The organism is Staphylococcus sp. AC872, assembly GCF_979255425.1.
Window position 1 is genome coordinate 36,017 of the sequence record NZ_CEEDKW010000004.1, and the last position, 22,078, is coordinate 58,094.

General features: G+C 32.1%; 23 protein-coding genes. 13 read left to right on the plus strand and 10 right to left on the minus strand.

What is annotated here, in order from left to right:
- The first annotated feature begins 491 nt into the window (after positions 1 to 491).
- Positions 492 to 1,295, plus strand: a complete 804-nt coding sequence (locus ACZ267_RS07375) for an alpha/beta fold hydrolase (protein ID WP_002465857.1) — start codon at positions 492 to 494, stop codon at positions 1,293 to 1,295.
- A gap of 233 nt (positions 1,296 to 1,528) precedes the next feature.
- Here the strand turns inward: ACZ267_RS07375 and sarA are convergent, their stop codons facing one another.
- From sarA to sroA, 5 genes are all read right to left on the minus strand, one after another.
- Positions 1,529 to 1,903, minus strand: coding sequence for a global transcriptional regulator SarA (gene sarA / locus ACZ267_RS07380; RefSeq protein WP_002451055.1), 375 nt, complete (start codon positions 1,901 to 1,903; stop codon positions 1,529 to 1,531).
- 353 nt (positions 1,904 to 2,256) lie between these two features.
- Positions 2,257 to 3,210 carry an efflux RND transporter periplasmic adaptor subunit gene (locus tag ACZ267_RS07385; protein WP_002465866.1) on the minus strand — a complete coding sequence of 318 codons (954 nt, stop codon included), beginning with the start codon at positions 3,208 to 3,210 and terminating at the stop codon, positions 2,257 to 2,259.
- Positions 3,211 to 3,397: 187 nt separating this feature from the next.
- Positions 3,398 to 4,327, minus strand: a complete 930-nt coding sequence (locus ACZ267_RS07390; protein ID WP_002465868.1) for a DMT family transporter — start codon at positions 4,325 to 4,327, stop codon at positions 3,398 to 3,400.
- A gap of 166 nt (positions 4,328 to 4,493) precedes the next feature.
- Positions 4,494 to 4,715 (minus strand): DUF2922 domain-containing protein, encoded by a 222-nt coding sequence (locus ACZ267_RS07395; protein WP_002465859.1) that lies wholly within the window; start codon positions 4,713 to 4,715, stop codon positions 4,494 to 4,496.
- 10 nt (positions 4,716 to 4,725) lie between these two features.
- Positions 4,726 to 4,932 carry a sigS mRNA-stabilizing protein SroA gene (sroA, locus tag ACZ267_RS07400; protein WP_002465851.1) on the minus strand — a complete coding sequence of 69 codons (207 nt, stop codon included), beginning with the start codon at positions 4,930 to 4,932 and terminating at the stop codon, positions 4,726 to 4,728.
- Between the two features lie 139 nt (positions 4,933 to 5,071).
- On the opposite strand from sroA, the gene ACZ267_RS07405 reads away from it, so the two are divergent.
- The 9 genes from ACZ267_RS07405 to ACZ267_RS07445 all read left to right on the plus strand — a co-directional run bounded on the left by ACZ267_RS07405 (position 5,072) and on the right by ACZ267_RS07445 (position 14,085).
- Positions 5,072 to 5,629 (plus strand): tyrosine-type recombinase/integrase, encoded by a 558-nt coding sequence (locus ACZ267_RS07405; RefSeq protein ID WP_002465875.1) that lies wholly within the window; start codon positions 5,072 to 5,074, stop codon positions 5,627 to 5,629.
- Positions 5,630 to 5,651: 22 nt separating this feature from the next.
- The gene (gene mnhA2, locus ACZ267_RS07410) at positions 5,652 to 8,054 is read left to right on the plus strand and encodes a Na+/H+ antiporter Mnh2 subunit A (protein ID WP_002465908.1); all 2,403 of its coding nucleotides are present in this window, start codon (positions 5,652 to 5,654) and stop codon (positions 8,052 to 8,054) included.
- The gene (mnhB2, locus tag ACZ267_RS07415; RefSeq protein WP_002465881.1) at positions 8,041 to 8,466 is read left to right on the plus strand and encodes a Na+/H+ antiporter Mnh2 subunit B; all 426 of its coding nucleotides are present in this window, start codon (positions 8,041 to 8,043) and stop codon (positions 8,464 to 8,466) included. The genes mnhA2 and mnhB2 overlap by 14 nt, the downstream gene beginning before the upstream one ends.
- On the plus strand, positions 8,463 to 8,807 hold the full coding sequence (gene mnhC2, locus ACZ267_RS07420) for a Na+/H+ antiporter Mnh2 subunit C (RefSeq protein WP_002465882.1): 345 nt from the start codon (positions 8,463 to 8,465) through the stop codon (positions 8,805 to 8,807). Before mnhB2 ends, mnhC2 begins: the two co-directional genes overlap by 4 nt.
- Positions 8,797 to 10,296, plus strand: coding sequence for a Na+/H+ antiporter Mnh2 subunit D (gene mnhD2 / locus ACZ267_RS07425; RefSeq protein WP_019235802.1), 1,500 nt, complete (start codon positions 8,797 to 8,799; stop codon positions 10,294 to 10,296). Before mnhC2 ends, mnhD2 begins: the two co-directional genes overlap by 11 nt.
- Entirely contained in the window at positions 10,297 to 10,779 is a 483-nt protein-coding gene (gene mnhE2 / locus ACZ267_RS07430) for a Na+/H+ antiporter Mnh2 subunit E (RefSeq protein ID WP_002451044.1), read from the plus strand.
- Positions 10,776 to 11,078 carry a Na+/H+ antiporter Mnh2 subunit F gene (gene mnhF2 / locus ACZ267_RS07435; RefSeq protein WP_002465880.1) on the plus strand — a complete coding sequence of 101 codons (303 nt, stop codon included), beginning with the start codon at positions 10,776 to 10,778 and terminating at the stop codon, positions 11,076 to 11,078. The genes mnhE2 and mnhF2 overlap by 4 nt, the downstream gene beginning before the upstream one ends.
- Positions 11,053 to 11,508 carry a Na+/H+ antiporter Mnh2 subunit G gene (gene mnhG2 / locus ACZ267_RS07440; protein ID WP_002465894.1) on the plus strand — a complete coding sequence of 152 codons (456 nt, stop codon included), beginning with the start codon at positions 11,053 to 11,055 and terminating at the stop codon, positions 11,506 to 11,508. Before mnhF2 ends, mnhG2 begins: the two co-directional genes overlap by 26 nt.
- 534 nt (positions 11,509 to 12,042) lie before the next feature.
- The gene (locus ACZ267_RS07445) at positions 12,043 to 14,085 is read left to right on the plus strand and encodes a cation:proton antiporter (protein ID WP_002465855.1); all 2,043 of its coding nucleotides are present in this window, start codon (positions 12,043 to 12,045) and stop codon (positions 14,083 to 14,085) included.
- A gap of 602 nt (positions 14,086 to 14,687) precedes the next feature.
- Here the strand turns inward: ACZ267_RS07445 and mntC are convergent.
- From mntC to ACZ267_RS07460, 3 genes are read right to left on the minus strand one after another with little or no spacing between them, the layout of a single operon-like run.
- Complete coding sequence (mntC, locus tag ACZ267_RS07450; protein ID WP_002465858.1) at positions 14,688 to 15,617, minus strand: manganese ABC transporter substrate-binding lipoprotein MntC; 930 nt, start codon at positions 15,615 to 15,617, stop codon at positions 14,688 to 14,690.
- Positions 15,618 to 16,451: a metal ABC transporter permease gene (locus ACZ267_RS07455; RefSeq protein WP_002465905.1), complete on the minus strand. Its 834-nt coding sequence runs from the start codon at positions 16,449 to 16,451 to the stop codon at positions 15,618 to 15,620.
- A gap of 2 nt (positions 16,452 to 16,453) precedes the next feature.
- A complete protein-coding gene (locus tag ACZ267_RS07460; RefSeq protein ID WP_002465865.1) occupies positions 16,454 to 17,194 on the minus strand; it encodes a metal ABC transporter ATP-binding protein in 741 nt (246 codons plus the stop codon).
- Between the two features lie 121 nt (positions 17,195 to 17,315).
- Between ACZ267_RS07460 and ACZ267_RS07465 the strand changes: the two genes are divergently transcribed.
- Positions 17,316 to 17,960 carry a metal-dependent transcriptional regulator gene (locus ACZ267_RS07465; RefSeq protein WP_002465911.1) on the plus strand — a complete coding sequence of 215 codons (645 nt, stop codon included), beginning with the start codon at positions 17,316 to 17,318 and terminating at the stop codon, positions 17,958 to 17,960.
- A 133-nt stretch (positions 17,961 to 18,093) separates the two neighbouring features.
- Here ACZ267_RS07465 and ACZ267_RS07470 read toward each other — a convergent pair whose 3' ends face one another.
- On the minus strand, positions 18,094 to 18,840 hold the full coding sequence (locus ACZ267_RS07470; protein ID WP_002465871.1) for a M50 family metallopeptidase: 747 nt from the start codon (positions 18,838 to 18,840) through the stop codon (positions 18,094 to 18,096).
- A 275-nt stretch (positions 18,841 to 19,115) separates the two neighbouring features.
- On the opposite strand from ACZ267_RS07470, the gene tarA reads away from it, so the two are divergent.
- Positions 19,116 to 19,865: an N-acetylglucosaminyldiphosphoundecaprenol N-acetyl-beta-D-mannosaminyltransferase TarA gene (gene tarA, locus ACZ267_RS07475; RefSeq protein WP_079449063.1), complete on the plus strand. Its 750-nt coding sequence runs from the start codon at positions 19,116 to 19,118 to the stop codon at positions 19,863 to 19,865.
- 79 nt (positions 19,866 to 19,944) lie between these two features.
- On the opposite strand, the gene tagH is transcribed toward tarA, so the two are convergent.
- A complete protein-coding gene (gene tagH / locus ACZ267_RS07480) occupies positions 19,945 to 20,739 on the minus strand; it encodes a teichoic acids export ABC transporter ATP-binding subunit TagH (protein WP_015365325.1) in 795 nt (264 codons plus the stop codon).
- Positions 20,740 to 21,218: 479 nt separating this feature from the next.
- On the opposite strand from tagH, the gene tagG reads away from it, so the two are divergent.
- Positions 21,219 to 22,031, plus strand: coding sequence for a teichoic acids export ABC transporter permease subunit TagG (gene tagG / locus ACZ267_RS07485; protein ID WP_002465986.1), 813 nt, complete (start codon positions 21,219 to 21,221; stop codon positions 22,029 to 22,031).
- Positions 22,032 to 22,078 lie beyond the last annotated feature (47 nt).

Consider the following 22,078-nt stretch of genomic DNA (forward strand, 5'->3'; position numbering starts at 1 on the left):
TTCAGAGTTACACCCTAAGAAGTTCTAAGCAATTTCTTGCAATAAGGTAGGAACGCCTGAGCTGAAGCTCATGACACACAGTAGATGACTGATATCAATGGACGTTACACTAATTGATATCTAGTCATCCTTGCGGGGGTAACACTAAGAATTTAGAAATTTCAGAGTTACACCCTAAGAAGTTCTAAGCAATTTCTTGCAATAAGGTAGGAACGCCTGAGCTGAAGCTCATGACACGCAGTAGATGACTGATATCAATGGACGTTACACTAATTGATATCTAGTCATCCTTGCGGGGGTAACACTAAGAAATTAGAAATTTCAGAGTTACGCCCTAAGAAGTTCTAAGCAATTTCTTGCAATAAGGTAGGAACGCCTGAGCTGAAGCTCATGCATAAGAAGTTCTAAGCAATTTCTTGCTAAGAACTTCTAAATATTGGCGTAAAGTTATTTTCAAGTGGGTATAGTACATACTAAAGGGAGGTGCCACTATGGACAAAATTCTATTAGGCAATGGTATTGAAATTGCTTATCGTGATGTAGGGCAAGGCATTCCCATCGTATTAATTCATGGATTAGATGGCAACTTAGCAGCATTTAAACAATTATCACAACAGTTAAGTGATCGCTATAGAGTCATAACTTATGATGTACGTGGTCATGGGAAATCATCGAGATGTGAGGCTTTTGATTTAGAAGATCATATCGAAGATTTATATATATTAATGGAGAGATTAAATATAAGTTCTGCACATATTTTAGGACATGATATGGGTGGATTAATCGGTAAAAGATTTACTGAAAAATATCCATTTAAGACCATTTCATTAACTGCAGTCGCTTCAAAAAGAGAGGATATTACCCACGGATTCACTAAATTAATGGTAGAACACCAAGATTTAGTTGCAGGATTTAATAAATCCGAGGCAGTTCTATTACTATTTCCTATTTTATTTAAAGAACAAGATAATACTATGAAATGGTTTCAAGATCAAAGAATGTATTATAGGCAAACATCAGAGGAAAGTGCTATTGCTATAAGAGCACTAATCTCTTATAATGCACAGGAACAAGAAGAACGTCCTTTAGTCAATGTACCAACATTAATCATTAATGGATTTTATGATCCTCTGATTAAGGATAAAAATAATTATTGTGTAGACGATCATTTTGAAAATATTACTAAAATGGTATTTAATGACTCAGGTCATGCACCACATATCGAAGAACCAGAAAAATTTGTAAAAGTATATACGGACTTTATTAGTTCAATTGAACATTGGATTGAAAGATAACGACTTATTCAAAAAAGGGATTTTATCACACGTGCAAATGGCACGAGGATGAAATCCCTTTTAATTTCAGACACGTTATATTTTTTTTCAAATCTAGTCATCATTAAAAAATACCTATCTTTTAAAAGATAGGTATGAGATGGGTAGATATTTACATTCAAATCTATTAAGTTGTTAGCTTAACTGTTTATATCTATCTATCTCGTTTAAAATATCCTCACTTACTTTAAAGCTTATACTTCGTTTTCGTCGTTAGCTTCAGTGATTCGTTTGTTAACACGTTTTAATAATTCATCGATTTTTTTACGTTGTTTAGTATTAACTAAAATTAATACTGTTCTTTCGTCATGTTCATTACGTTTTTTATCGAAATAATCTTCTTGTGATAAGTTTTTAACAGCTTTTACAACTTGTGGTTGTTTGTAGTTTAAGTGGTTGATAATATCTTTAAGATAGTATTCCTCTTCTTTGTGTTCACTAATATAAGTTAAAACTGCGAATTCCTCAAAACTAATTGAGAATTCTTTTTTAATAATACTTTTTAATTTGTCAGCATAAGTGACCATTGCTAGTAATTCGAAGCAATCATTTATTTTTGAAATAGCCATTACTGAAACCTCCCTATTATATACACTTACATATACTTCTATAAGTGCTTTTACCCGATTTTATCTATTTATATCTTTTTTTTGAAAAATACGAAGTGTCTGTCATAATTTAGTATTAAATTAATTTAAAGAATTATATTTAATGCTATATTATTTAGTTAATTATAACTAAATAAAATTAAGAAGTAAACAAATAAGTGTTTATAAAACAAATTATTGATTGTGATATATCTTTTTTTTCTTAAAAATAGCATTTTTCTAATTCAAATTTATCATAACAAATTCAAATTTTCTGTAATTTAATAAAAAAACAACTAAAAAGTAAAGTTTTTGAAATGATTATTACAAATAACTTATTTGAAAGACTTTTTTAAAGTCATCGAAGGTGCGACAATAACGTCTTCATTTAACATTAACCCTTGTGTAACATTTATATACCCATTTTGTTTGGCTATATTGTATTTAACCTCACGTTTAACTATTTTATTTTTGAGTTTAACGAGGACATATTTGTTATCTATTAATGTACTTTTAGGGATACGTATATCATTGGAAAAAAGTTTGATTTTGAAGTGGGTGCCGATAACATAATGTGGTCGAGTCGATATTTCAATTTGATACATAGATGTTTGCTTATTAATCTGTTTTGGGACATTTGAAATATATTTTATTTTTCCAATGAAACGATTTTTATCATTAGAATAGATTGAAATATTTTGATTTATTTTTAATAAATCCTTTTCGGATTCTGATATAGTAGCACGAATAATACGTTCTTTGCTATTGATTTGCATTATGGGTTGATTATTTTTAGAAGGAGATTTATTTAGTATATGTACATAACCGCTAATAGGGGCGTAAGCTTGTGTATGAATTTCTGATTTATCTTTAAAGAATTGTGATTGGTGAAGTGTTCTATCAGTGAGCTGTTGTTGATGTGAAGATGATAATTTAGGGAAGGTTTGCTGAATTTGTTTGAACGTCAGTTGTTGTTGATCATCAAGTTGTGTTGCCTTCGATGGATTGAAATATTCTAAAAGTGGGGAATTCTTTTTAGCGTAAGTAAGAGGTTTAACGAAGAATTGATGAATATAGCCATACTGTTTGTCGTAATAAAGAGTAAAATTTTCGACAGCTTCTTGTGTGCCAATAGTGGAAAGTAAGGTTTCATGTTTTGTCTTAATCGTTTTAACATGGTTAAGTTGATTGGGAGAATGAGAAGAACGATAAAGATAAAAACCGAATCCTGGGGAAATGATTATGAATAGGAGTATTAAAGGAAATAAAATCGCTTTGTTGAAGTTCAATATGTTCACCTCTGGGGATAAGATGGCATTATTATACTACACAATAAGAACGATAAAAATATTAAAACGAAATATTATTGAAATAGATGTTGTTACTATTAGGTAGTGTTGCAGAATATGAAAAATACACAACAAGAATGATAAAAAACTGAGTTCCTAAAATAAGAACTCAGTAGCAATTTAAACGTTAAAATAAACGTAATAATATAATGCCTATAGCAATACAACTCAAACCAATACATTTTCGAAGTGTGATTCTGTTTTTAGGTGTACCTAGTAAACCAAAGTGATCGATTATTACGCCCATTAACATTTGACCGAGCATACCTACAATCGTAGTTAAAGCAGCACCTAGAAATGGCATTAGTATGACATTAGAGGTAACAAAAGCCATACCTAAGATACCTCCCACAAAGTATATTGGTTTGATATGACCAAAATCTGGATGTGTTTGGTGAATTTTTAAGCTTCTATGGAAGATTAATGTCAAAATGAGTAAAGCGATTGTACCTATCGTAAACGACACTAATGAAGCAAAGAATGATGAATGGACTTCTTTTGCCAATGCACTATTGATTGTCGTTTGGATAGGGGGTGCACATCCGAAAATAAAGCCAATGATTAACCATATATATAAATTCGAATGAGATTGATGTAAAAGTTTGTCTTTAGGAATTTGATTCATCAGTAAAATACCTATAAGTAAAAGAACAATGCCCACTGCTTTGAAAAAAGTGAACGGTTGTTGACTTGCACCAAACAAGCCTAATGTATCAATGACAACACCCATCATAATTTGACCAGCTACTGTAATGACAACGGTAAGTGCTGCACCTAATCTAGGTAGTAATAATAAGTTGCCTGTTAAGAAACATACGCCTAATAAGCCACCTACAAACCAGTGATAATTAAAGGTTTGTTCAGTAAAAAAATGAGGAGTGAGCATATGAGGGTTGATTATTAAATTCAGGATGATTAAACATACGGTTCCCACACCGAAAGATACTGTTGAAGCATAAAAAGATGATCGGGTATATTGACTTAGTCTTGAGTTTACGGATGTCTGTATAGGAATTAACATACCAACAAAGATACCTAAAAAATATAGTAAAGCCATAATTAATGTCACTCTTTTCTCGTCATAGTGAATCAATTATATCGAAAATGACACTATTATAAAATAGTAGATTAGACTTGAATAAAATGTCTTAAATATATTTATTCAAATAGAAAGACCCTATACCCAATGTGATAAATATCAGAGGGTATAGGGCGTCAATCAATTATTTATTTTCAAAAAGGATTTGGGTATTTTTGGATACAATATAGGCAGCGTAGACTTTGTTGATTGAACCAACGGTTGATTTTAAAATATCTAATTTTAATAATTGATTCATACTTTCTTTTACGACTTGTTCGGTTAGTGCGCTATCATTTTCGGGTATTTGTAACTTTATTGGTTTGTCTAAGTCACTTTTAAAAACAAGGTCTAATGTAGTTTTCATATGCATTCTCCTAAACTATTGATTGTGTTCTAATGGCTTCAACTTTATCAAATGATTCGCCAGTCAAGCGTTCAATAATAGTTGAAAATGTTTTGATTTGTTCGTCAGTGGTAGCGGGTTTTAAATTTGAAAAACGGCGTTTATGTTGGATTGCTTTACCTTCTGAATCATAAGTAATACGAGTTAAAACAACCACCAGTTGATTTACTTCATTCATTGTTATAACCTCCTTTCACTATATATATCGAAATAAAAATTAAAAAGGGTCACAATTTAATAAATAAATTTAAGCAGATTGCTTTAATGTTACTTAAACATGATTTATCATTAAATAAGAAACTTAATAAGGAGGACGTATGAATCAAGTAGAGCCGATTAGAAGAACAGAAGATATACAAAAAATGTATAGTGTGTTGCGATCTCGTTCTCAAAGAGATTATTTATTATTTAAATTTGCAATACATACTGGAATAAAGTTATCAGAATTGTTAAATATGAGTGTTCAACGACTGAAATCAATTGAAAGTGGGAATATAAAAACAACTTGGATTGATGACGGAGAACCAACGATTCAAATTTTATTACCACCAGATTTAAGAAATGAGTTGCAAGACTATATTGACTATTATGAGATTAAGGAAAATGATCTTGTATTTCAGTCAATACGGACGGGGAAAGGATTATCAAGACAACAAGCATATCGTATTATTAATAAAGCAGCTGAAGAGTTAGACATACCACATATCGGATTAACTACATTGAGAAAAACCTTTGCATATCATGCATACCAATCGGGAATATCAATTTCAATAATCCAGAAGTATTTAGGGCATCAAACAACGCATGAAACAATGAAATTTATCGGTATTAAAGATAAAATGCACAATCGTACTGTCATTGCGTTAAATCTATAAAATATATAAAAGGAGGCTTTTGATGGTCTTGATATACCTAATGGTTATACTGTTAGCCATTATGGGCTTGGTGCTAGTAACCATGTCACATCGCAAATTAAATGCATGGTCTGGTTATGTTGCACTAAGTGCCCCCATAATTACATCAATTTATTTTATCTCGAAGATTCCACAAATTGTGCAACAACAATTTATAGCAGTTCAAATACCTTGGATGACTTCGCTAGATATTAATGTTGACTTGAGGCTAGACGGGCTTAGTTTAATGTTTGCTTTAATTATTTCACTAATTGGTGTAGCAGTATTTTTCTATGCTACACAATACTTATCACCTCAAACAGATAACCTACCTAGATTTTTCTTCTATTTACTATTATTCATGTTCAGTATGTTAGGTATTGTTCTTTCCAATAATACAATTTTAATGTATGTCTTTTGGGAATTAACTAGTGTGTCATCGTTTTTACTTATTTCATATTGGTACGATAACGGTAATAGTCAATTAGGTGCTATTCAATCGTTTATGATAACGGTATTTGGTGGATTGGCATTACTAACAGGATTTATTATGTTGTTTTTGATGACAGGTACAAACAGGATTACGGATATTATAGATCAACGTCATCATTTGATTAACCATACTTTATTCATACCAATGATGTTGATGATTTTATTAGGCGCTTTTACGAAATCAGCACAATTTCCATTTCATGTATGGTTGCCTAAAGCGATGGCTGCACCGACACCAGTTAGTGCATATTTACATTCAGCTACGATGGTCAAAGCAGGTATTTTCTTATTATTCCGCTTCACGCCAGTCTTAGGTTTAAGTGATGCTTATATTTACATCGTCACTTTTGTAGGATTAATCACAATGCTATTTGGTTCGTTAACCGCATTAAGACAATACGATTTAAAAGGTATTTTAGCTTATTCTACAATCAGTCAACTAGGTATGATGATGTCAATGGTAGGTATTGGTGGCGGTTATGCGCAACATCCATCTGATTCATTAACAGAGTTTTATGTTTTAGTTTTATTTGCTGGTTTATTTCATTTAATGAATCATGCCATTTTTAAATGTGCTTTATTTATGGGTGTAGGTATTATTGACCATGAAGCGGGAACAAGAGATATTCGTTATTTAAATGGAATGCGAAAGCTTTTCCCTAAAATGCATATAGCTATGTTGATTGCAGCGCTATCTATGGCGGGTGTGCCATTTTTAAATGGATTTCTAAGTAAAGAAATGTTCTTCGACTCATTAGTGAAGGCGAGTCACTTAGATCAATTTGGCATCACGCTAACAGTAATTGTGGTCACAATAGGCGTAATCGCAAGTATCTTTACTTTCACGTATGCACTTTACATGGTAAAAGAAACATTTTGGGGCAAATTTAATACGTCTTATTTTACGAAAAAAGATATTCATGAACCTTGGATGTTTAGTTTACCTTCATTAGTTTTAATCATACTTATACCAATCATATTCTTTATTCCGAATCTTTTCGGTCAAAATATGATTTTACCAGCTCTTAGATCAGTTACAGACGCAGGTTCGAAAATAGATACGATAGCACCACATATTTCGCAATGGCATGGGGTTAATTTACCGCTTATTCTAAGCGTGACTGTCATTGTTGTAGGCATTGTGTTGGCCTTATCAATAGATTGGAAGTCATTGACACATCGAATCATTAAACATGCTTCGATAACGAATTCGTATCAACAAGTTTATCGACAGTTCGAGTCATATTCTGGATATAGTATTAGAATGTTGATGAAAAATAAACTCAATCACTATATCATCATTACATTGCTGATCTTTGTAGCCATCATTGTCTATGGTTACATTAGTGTCGGCTTTCCACATGTACATCAATTGCATGTGTCTCAATTTGGACCGTTAGAAGTTATTTTATCTATAGTGACATTAATTATCGGAATTGTACTCATCTTTATTCGTCAACGTCTTACAATGGTAGTGCTTAATGGTGTGATTGGCTTTGCAGTAACATTATTCTTTATTGCAATGAAAGCGCCCGATTTAGCATTAACACAACTTGTGGTTGAAACGATAACGACCATTTTATTTATTGTGAGTTTCTCTAGATTACCTAACGTTCCAAGATCTAAGCCAAATATGAAAAAAGAAGTTGTGAAAATTGTTGTGTCACTGATTACTGCAATTACAGTGGTCTCACTGATATTTATTACCCAACAAGCAGACGGTATGCCAACGATTTCTAAATTCTATGAAAATGCGGATAAATTAACAGGCGGTAAGAATATCGTTAATGCCATTTTAGGTGATTTTAGAGCATTAGATACATTGTTTGAAGGCCTTGTACTCATTATTGCAGGTCTTGGTATTTATACATTATTAACTTATAAAGATCGGAGGGGACAAGATGAAAGAGAATGATGTCGTATTACGAACTGTAACTAAAGTCGTTGTGTTTATACTATTAACGTTTGGATTCTATGTTTTCTTTGCAGGACATAATAATCCGGGCGGTGGCTTTATCGGTGGTTTGATTTTTAGTTCTGCTTTTATTCTGATGTTCCTTGCATTTGATGTTAAGCAAGTGCTTATCAGTTTGCCGATCGATTTTAAAAAGTTAATGATCATAGGTTCTTTGATTTCTTTAGCCACAGCTATTGTCCCTACATTTTTTGGTAAACCGTTTTTATATCAAACTGAAGCCAATATCGCGTTTCCCTTATTAGGTCATGTACATGTCACAACGGTTACACTCTTTGAATTAGGTGTGTTATTAGCCGTTGTGGGTGTCATTGTTACAGTGATGTTGTCGATAAGTGGGGGTAAATCATGAATCTTATATTATTACTAGTGATTGGCTTTTTAGTATTTATAGGTACGTATATGATTCTATCTGTTAATTTAATTCGTATCGTCATTGGTATCTCGATTTATACTCATGCAGGTAACCTTATCATCATGAGTATGGGTCATTATGGTGGACATATGACAGAGCCATTAATTACAGGAGGGAAGGCTTACTTTGTTGATCCTTTATTACAAGCCATTGTTTTAACAGCTATTGTCATTGGATTTGGTATGACTGCCTTCTTACTTGTATTAATTTATAGAACATATCGAGTAACTAAAGAAGATGAAATTAACGTATTAAGGGGTGAAGATGATGATGAGTAATTTATTGATTCTACCTATGTTACTTCCATTTCTTTGCGCTTTAATACTTGTCTTTATCAAAGATAAAAGTAAAGTATCTAAATTCTTATGTATTGGCACAATGTTGGTAACAACACTGATATCGTTGTCATTATTAATTTATGTTATGAATGAAAAACCAATTACATTAGATTTCGGTGGATGGAAGGCACCATTTGGTATTCAATTTTTAGGAGATTCATTGAGTTTACTAATGGTAACTGTTTCATCATTTGTCATTACGTTGATTATGGCTTATGGATTTGGGCGTGGAGAGCAACGTGTCAATCGTTTTCATCTTCCATCATTCATTCTATTTTTATCTGTAGGTGTCATTGGTTCGTTTCTAACTTCAGATTTGTTTAATTTATATGTCATGTTTGAAATAATGCTACTTGCTTCGTTTGTACTAGTGACATTAGGACAATCTGTTGAACAATTACGTGCAGCAATTATCTATGTCGTATTGAACATTATCGGATCATGGTTTTTACTTTTCGCGATTGGTTTATTATATAAATCGGTAGGAACACTTAATTTTTCTCATATTGCATTAAGATTAAATAACATGGAAGATAATCAAACCGTGACGATGATTTCACTTATATTCTTGGTGGCATTTAGTTCGAAAGCAGCGTTAGTCATCTTTATGTGGCTACCTAAAGCATATGCGGTTTTAAATACAGAATTGGCCGCACTTTTTGCAGCACTAATGACGAAGGTCGGTGCATATGCATTAATCCGCTTCTTCACTTTATTATTTGACTCTCATGAAGGAGTCACACATCCATTGCTTATTTTTATGTCATGTCTAACAATGATTATTGGTGCTTTTGGTGTTCTAGCATACAAAGATATTAAGAAAATTGCTGCCTATCAAGTCATATTGTCGATTGGTTTTGTCATTCTTGGTTTAGGTACACACACATTTTCAGGTGTTAATGGTGCGATTTTCTATCTAGCTAACGATATTGTTGTTAAAACATTATTATTCTTTATTGTAGGTAGCTTAGTGTATATTTCGGGTTATCGTCAGTACCATTATTTAAGTGGACTAGCCAAGCGCGAACCATTCTTCGGTATAGCATTTATTATTATGATTTTTGCGATTGGTGGTGTACCACCATTTAGTGGATTCCCAGGTAAAGTATTGATATTTAAAGGTGCCATTGAAAATGGAAACTATATTGGTCTAGGATTAATGATTGTAACGAGTCTTATTGCGATGTATAGCTTATTTAGAATACTATTTTTAATGTACTTTGGTGACCAAGACGGTGAAGAGGTTGAATTTAAAAAAATACCTAAACATCGTAAAGGAATTCTAGGTATTCTTGTAGTAGTCATATTATTAATGGGAATCGGTGCACCAGAAGTATTAAATGTCACTGAAAATGCGACTAAGATGAATATGGATGAGCATCAGTTCCATCAAATTGTGAATACGCATTTGAAGGAGGGAGATAATTAGATGAATCAAGTCGTTCTGAATATTGTGATCGCGTTTTTATGGGTTTTATTTCAAGATGAGGACGAGTTTAAATTCACGACCTTCTTCTCTGGGTATTTAATTGGTGTGATCGTCATCTATATTTTACATCGTTTCTTTGGACAAGAGTTTTATTTGAGAAAAATATGGGTTGCCGTTAAGTTTTTAGTTGTTTACTTATATCAATTAATTACATCTAGTATTAGTACAATTAATTATATTTTGTTTAAAACGAAAGACATGAATCCTGGATTGTTAACGTATGAGACCAATTTAACTAATGATTGGGCAATTACCTTCTTAACGATATTAATTATCATAACGCCAGGTTCAACTGTGATTCGTATATCTAAAGGAACAAATAAATTTTTAATTCATAGTATTGATGTAACGGATAAGGATAAGAAAAATTTATTGCGAAATATTAAACAGTATGAAGATTTAATCTTGGAGGTGACACGATGATACAAGCTATGACACAATTTTTTATTATTGCAGCTTTGGTTATTTTTGGTATTGCATTACTAGTATGTCTTTTGAGGTTAATTAAAGGACCTACTACTGCTGACAGAGTCGTGTCATTTGATGCAACGAGTGCCGTTGTCATGTGTATTGTTGGGGTCATGAGTGTGATTATGGGCACCGTTTCATTCCTAGATTCAATCATGTTAATAGCCATCATCTCATTTGTAAGTTCGGTGTCTATTTCTAGATTTATTGGAGGGGGGCGCGTTTTCAATGGAAGTAGTAAAAGAAATCGTTAGTCTCATCTCTGCAATATTCATCTTTCTAGGTAGTGTGATTGCATTAATCAGTGCGATCGGCATCGTGAAATTCCAAGATGTCTTTTTGAGAAGTCATGCTTCCACGAAAAGTGCCACGTTATCAGTATTACTAACGATTGTTGGAGTATTAATCTATTTTGTTGTGAATACAGGTTTTTTCAGTGTTAGATTACTATTATCACTGATCTTTATTAATTTGACATCACCTGTAGGCATGCATTTAGTTGCACGTGCAGCATATCGAAATGGTGCATACATGTATAGAAAAGATGATGTACCAAGACAGTCTTCTATATTGTTAAGTCAAAATGAATTTAATTCACCCGAAGAATTAAAAACACGTGCAAAACTACGTGAACAACGAAGAGAAAAATTGTATTATAAAGAGAATCAAAAGCTAAATAAATAATACCTAAGATTAAAATAAAGCTATCGTGTATCCATAAAAATGGGTGTGCGGTAGCTTTTAATTTATATTAGAAAAAGTTATTGGTTTAAGGTGCGATTTATTTAAGTAATACTCAAAATAGTGATAAAATATTGTACAAGGAAAATTATGAATTTAAGTAGTAAATTTATTGAAAAGGGATAAAAAGATATTTTATGTGTTTGGAACTTTAAAGTATAACTTTGGGATAATGAGTACTGCGTAGTTAATAATGTATTACGTTACTTTAACATTCCAAAACCATAAAATGTGATGGTACTAGGTAACTTTTCAATTCATGTTCAAATGATTGATGTATGGATAACCTAACATTATGATAACTGAGTTGAGCCCTCCTCATAACATCTATATTAATAAATTCAATTGTCATTTAACAATTTGATAAAGCTTATTATTTAATGATTGCTTCTATATTAATTAACCTCTAAAGTACATCAATTCCAATACGTGTTACTTAATTTTCATTCCAAAACAATTCATTAAAGAGGTGAAAGTTTGGAAATATTTGAAACATTACTCATATTTATCGGCGTCGTTATTATTAGTTCATTCGTTCACACGTTTATGCCGAAAGTACCACTAGCGTTTATTCAAATCGCTTTAGGTATGCTGTTATTTATTACTCCTATTCCTGTTGAGTTTAATTTTGATTCCGAATTATTTATGGTTGCCTTAATCGCACCACTTCTATTTGTAGAAGGCGTTAATGTCTCACGGGTGCACTTAAGAAAATATATTAAACCTGTGATGATGATGGCATTAGGCCTAGTCATTACAACTGTCATTGGTGTAGGCTTTTTCATTCATTGGATTTGGCCTGAACTACCTACGGGCGCAGCTTTTGCGATTGCTGCTATTCTATGTCCAACTGATGCAGTAGCGGTACAAGCAATTACGAATGGTAAAGTATTGCCAAAAGGTGCAATGACTATTTTAGAGGGCGAGTCATTGTTAAATGATGCGGCAGGTATCATTTCATTTAAAATAGCGGTTGGTGCATTAGTAACAGGCACATTTTCTATTATGGAATCCGTCGAACAGTTTTTAGTTGCTTCATTAGGTGGGGCCATCGTAGGTTTGCTCATTGGTATGGCGTTAGTTCGATTTAGATTAACGTTAATGCGTCGAGGCATTGAAAACATTAATATGTTTACATTTATACAATTATTGACGCCATTTGTTACATACTTAGTTGCAGAGTTATTTCATGCATCAGGTATTATTGCAGCAGTAGTGGCTGGACTTGTTCATGGATTTGAACGTGATAGAATCGCACAGACACGTACAAGATTGCAAATGAGTTATAACCATACATGGAATATATTAGGTTATGTATTAAATGGATTTGTTTTTTCTATATTAGGATTTTTAGTACCTGAAGTTGTGATTAACATCATCAAAACTGAACCACATAATTTACTGTTTTTAGTGGTGATTACTGTACTAGTAGCATTGGCCGTGTACCTATTTAGATTCTTATGGGTATACGTATTATATCCTTATTTCTATTTAGCTGTCAGTCCATTCCAGAAAATGATTAGCCAAGATGACGACGGCAATAATACAACGGAGAAACCACCTAAACGAAGTCTGTATGCACTTATAATGACGTTATGTGGTGTTCACGGAACGATTTCGTTAGCTATCGCATTAACGTTGCCTTATTATTTAGCCGATCATCATGCATTTGATTATCGTAATGACTTGTTATTTATTGCATCAGGTATGGTGATTATCAGTTTAGTTGCGGCACAATTATTACTACCATTTGTTACTGCCAATGCACCTGAAGTAAAAGTGGGTAGCATGAACTTTAAAGAAGCTAGAATTTACATTTTGGAACATGTCATTGATTATTTAAATCAGAAATCAACGTTCGAAACCAGTTATCGTTATGGCAATGTTATTAAAGAATATCATGACAAATTAACATTCTTGAAAACGGTAGAGAAAGATGATGAAAACTCTAAAGAACTTGAAAGACTTCAAAAGATTGCGTTTAATGTGGAAACGAAAACGCTCGAACAGTTAGTAGATGACGGTAGTATCACAAATAGTATACTTGAGAACTATATGCGATATGCTGAACGTACACAGGTATATAAACAAGCATCATTAATTCGTCGTTTGATTGTATTATTTAGAGGTGCACTATTAAAACGACGGGTGAAGACAACTATTAACTCTGCATCATCTTTAAGCGTGACAGATAACTTGTTAGAATTAGTTAAAATCAATAAAATCGTTCACTATAATGTAGTAAGACGATTAGGACAAGAAGCTAACAATGATAACAAGTTAGAGGTAGGTATGATATGTGATGGCTATCTTATGCGTATAGATAACTTAACGCCAAATAATTTCTTTAATTCTCCTAGTGAAGATACATTGACTCGTATTAAACTAAACGCACTACGTGAACAACGTCGTATTTTAAGAGAGTTAATTGAAGATGAAGAAATTACAGAAGGTACGGCTTTAAAACTTAGAGAATCAATTAATTATGATGAAATGGTTATCGTAGATAGTATGACATAATTATATTAAACAATAGGAAAGCTCGTGAGGTAAGACCTCACGAGCTTTTTCCTGTATATAAAGCAGACACTCGTAAAACTCATCGGGTGAAATATAAGTTCTACGACCTACATTTATGGAGAGAATAGGCCATAAATGTTGAATCATTTGAGATTGAACCATCAGTGCATGGATTCTATACAACCTGTTCAACAGCGTCCTATAGTGAAATCCAATTCAATCTCAATGTTATAGGGATGATTTTATAACTTTGACAGATATATAAATGGATGAAAAGGAAACGTAATTCATGCCATTTTTATTATATTCTGTCAGTTTGAAACGATTTGGTAAAGGGGGATGAAATGATACCTTTACCACTGGGGAGTTAAGATAATGTATAAGCCCACTACATAAATGAGATGAGATAGACTAACACCACCATACCGTGCGTGAGAGAACGATTTTATATTTTAGGAGGATAATATAAAAATTCACGCACGATATGAGACTATTAGCTATATCATAGAGACTTAATAGGGAGGCTGAGTGTGATTCAAGTTATATCTTAATCACTCAGCCAATGGTTCTATTAAGTTATGTTGTCAGTTGTGCGATGAGCATTATTTCATACTACCATGTATTGTATCGATATTTGATTTCATCATTTTATAATAAGAATCACCTTTTGAGCCTTTTTTACCAATTGAATCAGTAAATACCTCTCCGTATATATTTTTATGTGTTTCTTCAGATAAGCTTTCCATCGCTTTTTTATCTACACTTGTTTCGACTAATAGATGCTTAATGTGATTTTCTTTTACAAATTGAATAGCATGTCGCATTTGTGAAGGTGTACCTTGTTTTTCTGTGTTGATTTCCCAAATATAGCCAGGTTTCACATCATATTGCTTAGCAAAGTATTTAAATGCACCTTCACTAGTAATCATGGCTCGTCGTTCTTTTGGAATGTCATTAAATTTGTCTTTACTTTCTTTATTAAGTTTTTCTAATTTAGATAGGTATTGATTACCTTGATGTTTATAATCTTTTTGATTTGATGAATCATATTTGATTAAACTATCTTGTATCGTTTTGACATATTTAATACCATTTTCAATACTTAACCATGCATGAGGGTCTAATTTATCTTTGTTACCTTCTTCTCCATTTAGATAGATAGGTTTAACATCTTTAGAAACAGCGATAACTTTTTTATCATCCATCGATTTACCAGCTTGATCTAACGCTTTCTTGAACCAGCCATTACCAGTTTCTAAATTTAAACCATTATAGAAAATAACATCTGCATCGGTTAACTTTTTAATATCCTTAGGTTTAACTTCATATTCATGTGGGTCTTGTCCAACTGGAACAATGCTATGGACGTCAACGTGATCACCACCTACATTTTTTACCATGTCATAAAGAATAGAGTTTGTTGTGACAACTTTTAATTTATGACCATCAGCATGTTGTTTGTCTCCATTAGATTGACTGCAGCCAACCAAGACGATAAAAATGGCTAACAATAAGGGAATGATTTTCTTCATTTAAATTACGCCTCTTCTCTGTTTATTTTTTAATGTTGTGATACCTAAAGTGACAACGTAAATCGCAAATGTACAAAGTACAATAGCTGCGCCACTAGGTACGTTATATATGTAACTAAAATAAAGTCCTATAATTGAACTGATTACACCAATTAAGCTTGCGACTGCCATCATGCCATATAAATTCTTGCATATAAGAAAGGCAGTGGAAGCGGGTGTGACTAATAGTGCGACGACTAAAATAATGCCTACGGTTTGGATACTCGCAACAGTTACTAATGCAAGGAGTAACATGACAAAATAATGTATTAGCTTAGTATTTAAACCATTCATTCTACTAAATGTATTATCAAACGTAGAAATCATTAACGGTCGATAGAATATAATGATGAGACTTAATACAAATAGTCCGATGATTACGGTAGTCCAAAACGTTGTATGCGTAATGGCGAGTAAATTACCAAATAAAATATGGTATAAGTCCGTCGTGCTATTGATAATACTAATTAAAATGACACCTAATGCGAGGAATGCTGTGAAACTAATGCCTATAGCTGCATCTGGTTTTGTTTTACTTTTAGAAGTAATAAATCCGATTAACATACTTGCAATCATTCCAGTTATTAACGCACCAACAAACATGGGTATGCCGAATAAGAATGATAATGCCACACCAGGTAATACAGCATGACTCATCGCATCACCCATTAGTGATAATCCTCTTAATACAATTAAGCTTCCGACAGTGCCACAAACAACACCAACAATCATTGAAGTGATCAGTGCTCTATTTAAAAATTGATAATTTAAAAGATGTGTGAAAAAGTCATTCATATCTAGGCACTTCCTTTCGATGAAACATCGACATGACTGTTCTGTGACATAAAGGTATCGTTTAACAACGTGTCGCTATTCATTGCCTCTTCTGCATTGCCAAAATAGCGTAATGTTTGATTGAGTAACATAATCCGATCAAAGTACTGGGAAGCCTTAGTTAAGTCATGATGAACAATAAGAATCAACTTACCTTGTGCTTTTAGTTGTCTAATTTTATTCATTATGAGTTGCTCACTTTTAAAATCAATACCGACAAAAGGTTCGTCGAATAAATAAAGTTTACTTTTAGACATGAGTGCTCGAGCAACAAGTACACGTTGCAGTTGACCACCACTTAAGGCAGAAATCTGCTTTCGTTTTAATGATTTTAAGTCTAAATCATCTAATAATTGATTCAATTGTATTTTAGTCTCATGTATAGGTTTGCTAAACCAACCGATGTCGCCATAACATCCTGAGAGAATCACTTTTTCCACATTTATTGGAAAATCCAAATCAATATTTGATTTTTGAGGTATGTATGTCATGTATTTCAATTGAGTATGTATCGGACGTTGATAAAGTAATTGAGTGCCAGTTGCTTGGAAATCTCCTATTAATGACTTCAGTAAAGATGACTTTCCAGCACCATTCGGACCCATAATACCTATCATTTCACCGGCAATAGGAATTTTAAAATCAATATCTTTTAAAATATGCTTATTACCTAAAAAAAGATTTAAATTACTAACTTCTAACAAATATTAATACCTCCTAATTAAAAGTTTAGGTTAACCTAATTTATTTTATAATAAACCGAGAAGTTTTAACATGTCAAGTAGATTCGTGATACAATAAAGTGAATATGTGTGAGGTGAAATGATGTTAACTGAAGAAAAAGAGGATTATCTCAAAGCAATATTAACGAATGACGGCGATGTATCCTTCGTATCAAATAAAAAATTATCTCAATTTTTAAATATAAAACCACCATCAGTTAGTGAAATGGTTGGGAGATTAGAAAAATCGGGCTATGTAGAAACAAAGCCGTATAAAGGTGTTAAATTAACAGAAGAAGGTTTAAATCACACTTTAGATATCATTAAAAGGCATCGATTACTCGAATTATTTTTAATAGAAATTTTGAAATATAATTGGGAAGAAGTGCATCAAGAGGCTGAAATTTTGGAGCATAGAATTTCAGATTTATTTGTCGAACGTCTAGATAATATTTTAAATTACCCAGAGACGTGTCCACATGGTGGCGTGATTCCAAGAGATCATCGTTACAAGGAAAAATATACAAAGACAATACTAGAATTTGAACCTGCGGATGTTGTCACAATTAAACGTGTTAGAGACAAGACAGAGTTGTTAGTTTATCTTTCAAGTAAGGATATATCTATTGGCAATGAGGTTGAAATTGTTTCCAAAGATGACACTAATAAAGTTGTCATTATTAAGCGCAATGATGTGGTTACCATTTTAAGTTATGAAAATGCTATGAATATTTTTGCCGAAAAATAATACTACATCAACTTGAGCCCTAAACTGAATCGTGTGGTGGTTAAGATAAAATGTCTTAACACCATATTGATCAGAAGGGCTCAAGTTTTTGTTTATTATAATCTTTGATAAAGATAGGTTAACCTTTTAAGTTTTAGAACAATAGTAATTTGATTAATATATACACAGTATATAGATTAATCGCAATCCAAATAGAGCTATAGATGACTGTTGGCATTTTACTGATATCAGTTAAGGTACTACCGTCCCAACTTTGTTTAGGTCTTTGGAATGTCAGTCTGAAAATTGTCCAAGACGACTGAAGCACTTCGCCAAGTAATACGCCTAAAATCAAATGGTAACTAAAACTTACAATTTGATGAATAACGAGTAGATCATCGCTTTGGAATAGGAAATACAAGAGTAAAGACATAGCGATAATAATGAGTATAGGTGATAATTTACGTGACGTTAAAATGAGAAAATAAATAAAAATTCCTAAGTAAATGAGAATGAAAAAGCTTGGATGATTATAAAAGACTGTAATGATACCTATCCATAACATAATTGGTGGCATGATATAGCCACCTAAAGTAGTGAACCATTGTCCAAGATAACTCTTAGATTGCGTAATTGCATAACCTTGTTGTAAGGTAGCTTCTCTTTCAGACGGTCGTGTCACAATAACTAAATCTTTAGCATGGCCACCGGATAATTTATTAAAAAGAACATGTCCAAATTCATGAGTTAATACTGGGATATAGTTAAGTATAATTGCAAAGTATCGATAGTAAGATTTATAGCGATTTTGATGGACGAAAATGTAGATGATACTTATGATTAATATGATATAAATATTTAAATGGATATGAGTAGTTAAGAATGATTTGAATTGTGTCATATTAAAGCTCCGTATTTAGAATTAATCAATTGACGCACGGTCAGACTGATTTTGTAAGTTAACATCTATTATACGTTAATATCTAGAAATTATCCTTTAGACTAAAGGCGTAAATTGTATGAGAGATGAAGGTTTTGCGAATAATAATATCTAGATGATTATTGATGTGTTAAAATAAGCGTACATTTTGGTTAAAATTAAAACAATGACAATATATGATTTAACTTGATATATCAGTTGAAATAACTGATCAAGTAGGATAGGAGATTTATTTTATGACATTAAAAGGTCAGCATAATAATAAAGTTGATATATTAGGCTTGAATTTTGACCATACTACGATGTTACAAATGGTTGAAAATATTAAAACATTTTTTATGTCATCTACGACAGATAATTTATTTATAGTTACAGCTAATCCTGAAATTGTAGACTATGCATCAGAAAATCATGACTATCAACAACTCATCAATAGTGCTGATTATGTCATCGCTGATGGTACAGGTATCGTGAAAGCATCGAAACGATTGAAACAACCGTTACCACAAAGAATTCCAGGAATAGAATTATTAGAAGAATGTCTAAAAATTGCACACGTGAATCAACAAAAAGTTTTTATTTTAGGTTCAAAGAATGAAATTATTGAAAAGGCAGAGCAACAATTAAAAGCTAAATATCCACGAGTGACATTTGCACATCACCATGGTTACATTAATTTAAAAGATGAAACAGTGATTAAGCGTATAGAGACATTTAATCCAGATTATATATTCGTTGGTATGGGTTACCCTAAACAAGAAAAGTGGATTGCACGCCATAGTAAAGCTTTTCAACATACAGTGATGATGGGTGTTGGTGGTTCGTTTGAAGTGTTTAGTGGTGCTAAAAAAAGAGCGCCCAAATTCTTTAGAAAGTTAAATATTGAATGGGTTTATCGCTTGTTAATTGATTGGAAACGTTTAGGACGATTGAAGAGTATCCCTAAATTTATGTTTAAAATTGCCAGACAAAAAAGACAACGTTAAAAATATGAACATAAGAAAAGGCAATCATGTGTTATGTAATTAACACAGTGATTGCCTTTTTATTGGTGTTTTAAGTTGATTATTTAACGACAAAGCGAGACGCATCTAAATCTCTTCTAAACGCCTTTTGATCATTTTTAGATTTTTTCTTAAATTCTTTCAAGAATTTTTCATAATTTGGTAAAACATCATCTAATTCGCCAAACTCTTTAAGTTTACCGCCTTCAATCCATGCGATTTTCGTACAGAATTCTTTAACTTGACGGATGTTATGGCTTACGAAAAAGATGGTTTTATTCGCTTCTTTAAATTCATAAATTTTATCTAAACATTTCTGAGTGAAGGTTTGGTCACCAACTGATAATGCTTCGTCAATAACTAAAATATCAGGGTTAACTGTTATGTTAATAGAGAAACCAAGTTTGGCACGCATACCACTAGAATATTTTTTTACAGGTTGATATATAAATTCACCTAATTCACTAAATTCGATTACTTGAGGCATTAATTCTTTAATTTCTTTACGTTTGAATCCCATACACAACATTTTGAATTCAATATTTTCAACGCCTGTTAATTGACCATTTAATCCAGCATTGATTGCAATAACACTCACATCACCTTTGCGATCGATTTTACCTGATGTAGGGGACAGAGAGCCGCCAATCATATTGCTTAATGTAGATTTCCCTGATCCGTTAATACCAACAAGACCAATCACATCTCCTTCATGCGCTTGAAGAGAAACATCATCTAATGCGAAGAATGTTTTGTTTTTATTTTTAGGTATTAAGGCATCTTTAATACGGTCTTTATTCGTTCTATATATACGATATTCTTTAGTTACATGTTCTATATTTACCGATACGCTCATAATTAGTCCTTCCTTAATTACATTTATATAGATTATAATATACTACTCATCAGTTGTTAAATTTATTAACCTAGTGTAAAGTGAGTAGAAGATTTTGTTTAAAATTGAGTAAAAGTTAATTTAACACGATAGACTATGTCTAATTATAGACAATCAATGACATTATTGTCTTTTTAAGGTACTTTATTATGTTTAATAACTTAAATGATTGTATAATAAGATGAGAATTTAATAAACTAATATCTTTTACTATGTTATATAGTTTGGTATATTTTATTCAATTAAAACAAATTTACATATTAAAAAACAATGAGTTTGAGATATGATTATCATCATTTCTGAAGTATTTGTTTAACTTAATTTACACCGTTGATATCATATATAGTGTGGATTGAAAGAAACATAGTACGCCAAATGACAGGTTGTATCTCATTATCAATTGTATATACATTAAATGTTTGAAAGTGTGGTTTAATTCAATGTCAGCAGTAGTTACTGTATTTAAAGAACACATCAAAAACTTTTATTTAATCCAAAGACTGGCACAATTCCAAATTAAAATTTCGAACCATAGTAACTATTTAGGTATGGCTTGGGAACTATTGAATCCAGCGCTACAAATTATGGTTTATTGGTTAGTGTTTGGTCTAGGAATCAGAAGTAACCATCCGGTACATGGTATTCCATTTGTATTTTGGTTACTCGTAGGTATCAGTATGTGGTTCTTTATTAACCAAGGTGTACTCGAAGGTACAAAATCTATTTCCCAAAAATTTAATCAAGTCGCTAAGATGAATTTTCCATTGTCTATTATTCCAACATATATTGTAACAAGCAGATTTTATGGACATATTGGATTACTTGCCATCATTATCATAGCGTGTATGTTTAGAGGTATTTACCCATCTATTCATATTATACAATTATTGATTTATGTGCCGTTTGCCTTTTTATTAACGGCGTCAGTAGCATTATTTACATCAACGTTAGGTATTTTAGTAAGAGATACTCAGATGGCGATGCAGGCATTAATGAGAATATTATTCTATATGTCACCCATTTTATGGATACCTAAAAACCATGGCGTAAGTGGCATTGTGCACCATATTATGTTATTTAATCCAGTATACTTCATTGCTGAATCATATCGTGCAGCAATATTGTTCCATCAATGGTATTTCATTGATCACTGGAAATTAGCCTTGTATAATGTCATGATCATTGTCATATTCTTTGTTTTGGGTTCTATTCTTCATAAAAAATATAGAGATCACTTTGCTGATTTCTTATAAGAATAAAGTGCGTCAAAAGACACATACTAGTAGACCGACGATATAAT

Excerpts from the sequence above, each read along its gene's own strand:
- ACZ267_RS07375 (WP_002465857.1), top strand. The coding sequence starts at position 492 with ATGGACAAAATTCTATTAGGCAATGGTATTGAAATTGCTTATCGTGAT.
- sarA (WP_002451055.1), bottom strand. The coding sequence starts at position 1,903 with ATGGCTATTTCAAAAATAAATGATTGCTTCGAATTACTAGCAATGGTC.
- ACZ267_RS07390 (WP_002465868.1), bottom strand. The coding sequence starts at position 4,327 with ATGGCTTTACTATATTTTTTAGGTATCTTTGTTGGTATGTTAATTCCT.
- ACZ267_RS07395 (WP_002465859.1), bottom strand. The coding sequence starts at position 4,715 with ATGAAAACTACATTAGACCTTGTTTTTAAAAGTGACTTAGACAAACCA.
- sroA (WP_002465851.1), bottom strand. The coding sequence starts at position 4,932 with ATGAATGAAGTAAATCAACTGGTGGTTGTTTTAACTCGTATTACTTAT.
- ACZ267_RS07405 (WP_002465875.1), top strand. The coding sequence starts at position 5,072 with ATGAATCAAGTAGAGCCGATTAGAAGAACAGAAGATATACAAAAAATG.
- mnhA2 (WP_002465908.1), top strand. The coding sequence starts at position 5,652 with ATGGTCTTGATATACCTAATGGTTATACTGTTAGCCATTATGGGCTTG.
- mnhB2 (WP_002465881.1), top strand. The coding sequence starts at position 8,041 with ATGAAAGAGAATGATGTCGTATTACGAACTGTAACTAAAGTCGTTGTG.
- mnhC2 (WP_002465882.1), top strand. The coding sequence starts at position 8,463 with ATGAATCTTATATTATTACTAGTGATTGGCTTTTTAGTATTTATAGGT.
- mnhD2 (WP_019235802.1), top strand. The coding sequence starts at position 8,797 with ATGATGAGTAATTTATTGATTCTACCTATGTTACTTCCATTTCTTTGC.
- mnhE2 (WP_002451044.1), top strand. The coding sequence starts at position 10,297 with ATGAATCAAGTCGTTCTGAATATTGTGATCGCGTTTTTATGGGTTTTA.
- mnhF2 (WP_002465880.1), top strand. The coding sequence starts at position 10,776 with ATGATACAAGCTATGACACAATTTTTTATTATTGCAGCTTTGGTTATT.
- mnhG2 (WP_002465894.1), top strand. The coding sequence starts at position 11,053 with ATGGAAGTAGTAAAAGAAATCGTTAGTCTCATCTCTGCAATATTCATC.
- mntC (WP_002465858.1), bottom strand. The coding sequence starts at position 15,617 with ATGAAGAAAATCATTCCCTTATTGTTAGCCATTTTTATCGTCTTGGTT.
- ACZ267_RS07455 (WP_002465905.1), bottom strand. The coding sequence starts at position 16,451 with ATGAATGACTTTTTCACACATCTTTTAAATTATCAATTTTTAAATAGA.
- ACZ267_RS07465 (WP_002465911.1), top strand. The coding sequence starts at position 17,316 with ATGTTAACTGAAGAAAAAGAGGATTATCTCAAAGCAATATTAACGAAT.
- ACZ267_RS07470 (WP_002465871.1), bottom strand. The coding sequence starts at position 18,840 with ATGACACAATTCAAATCATTCTTAACTACTCATATCCATTTAAATATT.
- tarA (WP_079449063.1), top strand. The coding sequence starts at position 19,116 with ATGACATTAAAAGGTCAGCATAATAATAAAGTTGATATATTAGGCTTG.
- tagH (WP_015365325.1), bottom strand. The coding sequence starts at position 20,739 with ATGAGCGTATCGGTAAATATAGAACATGTAACTAAAGAATATCGTATA.
- tagG (WP_002465986.1), top strand. The coding sequence starts at position 21,219 with ATGTCAGCAGTAGTTACTGTATTTAAAGAACACATCAAAAACTTTTAT.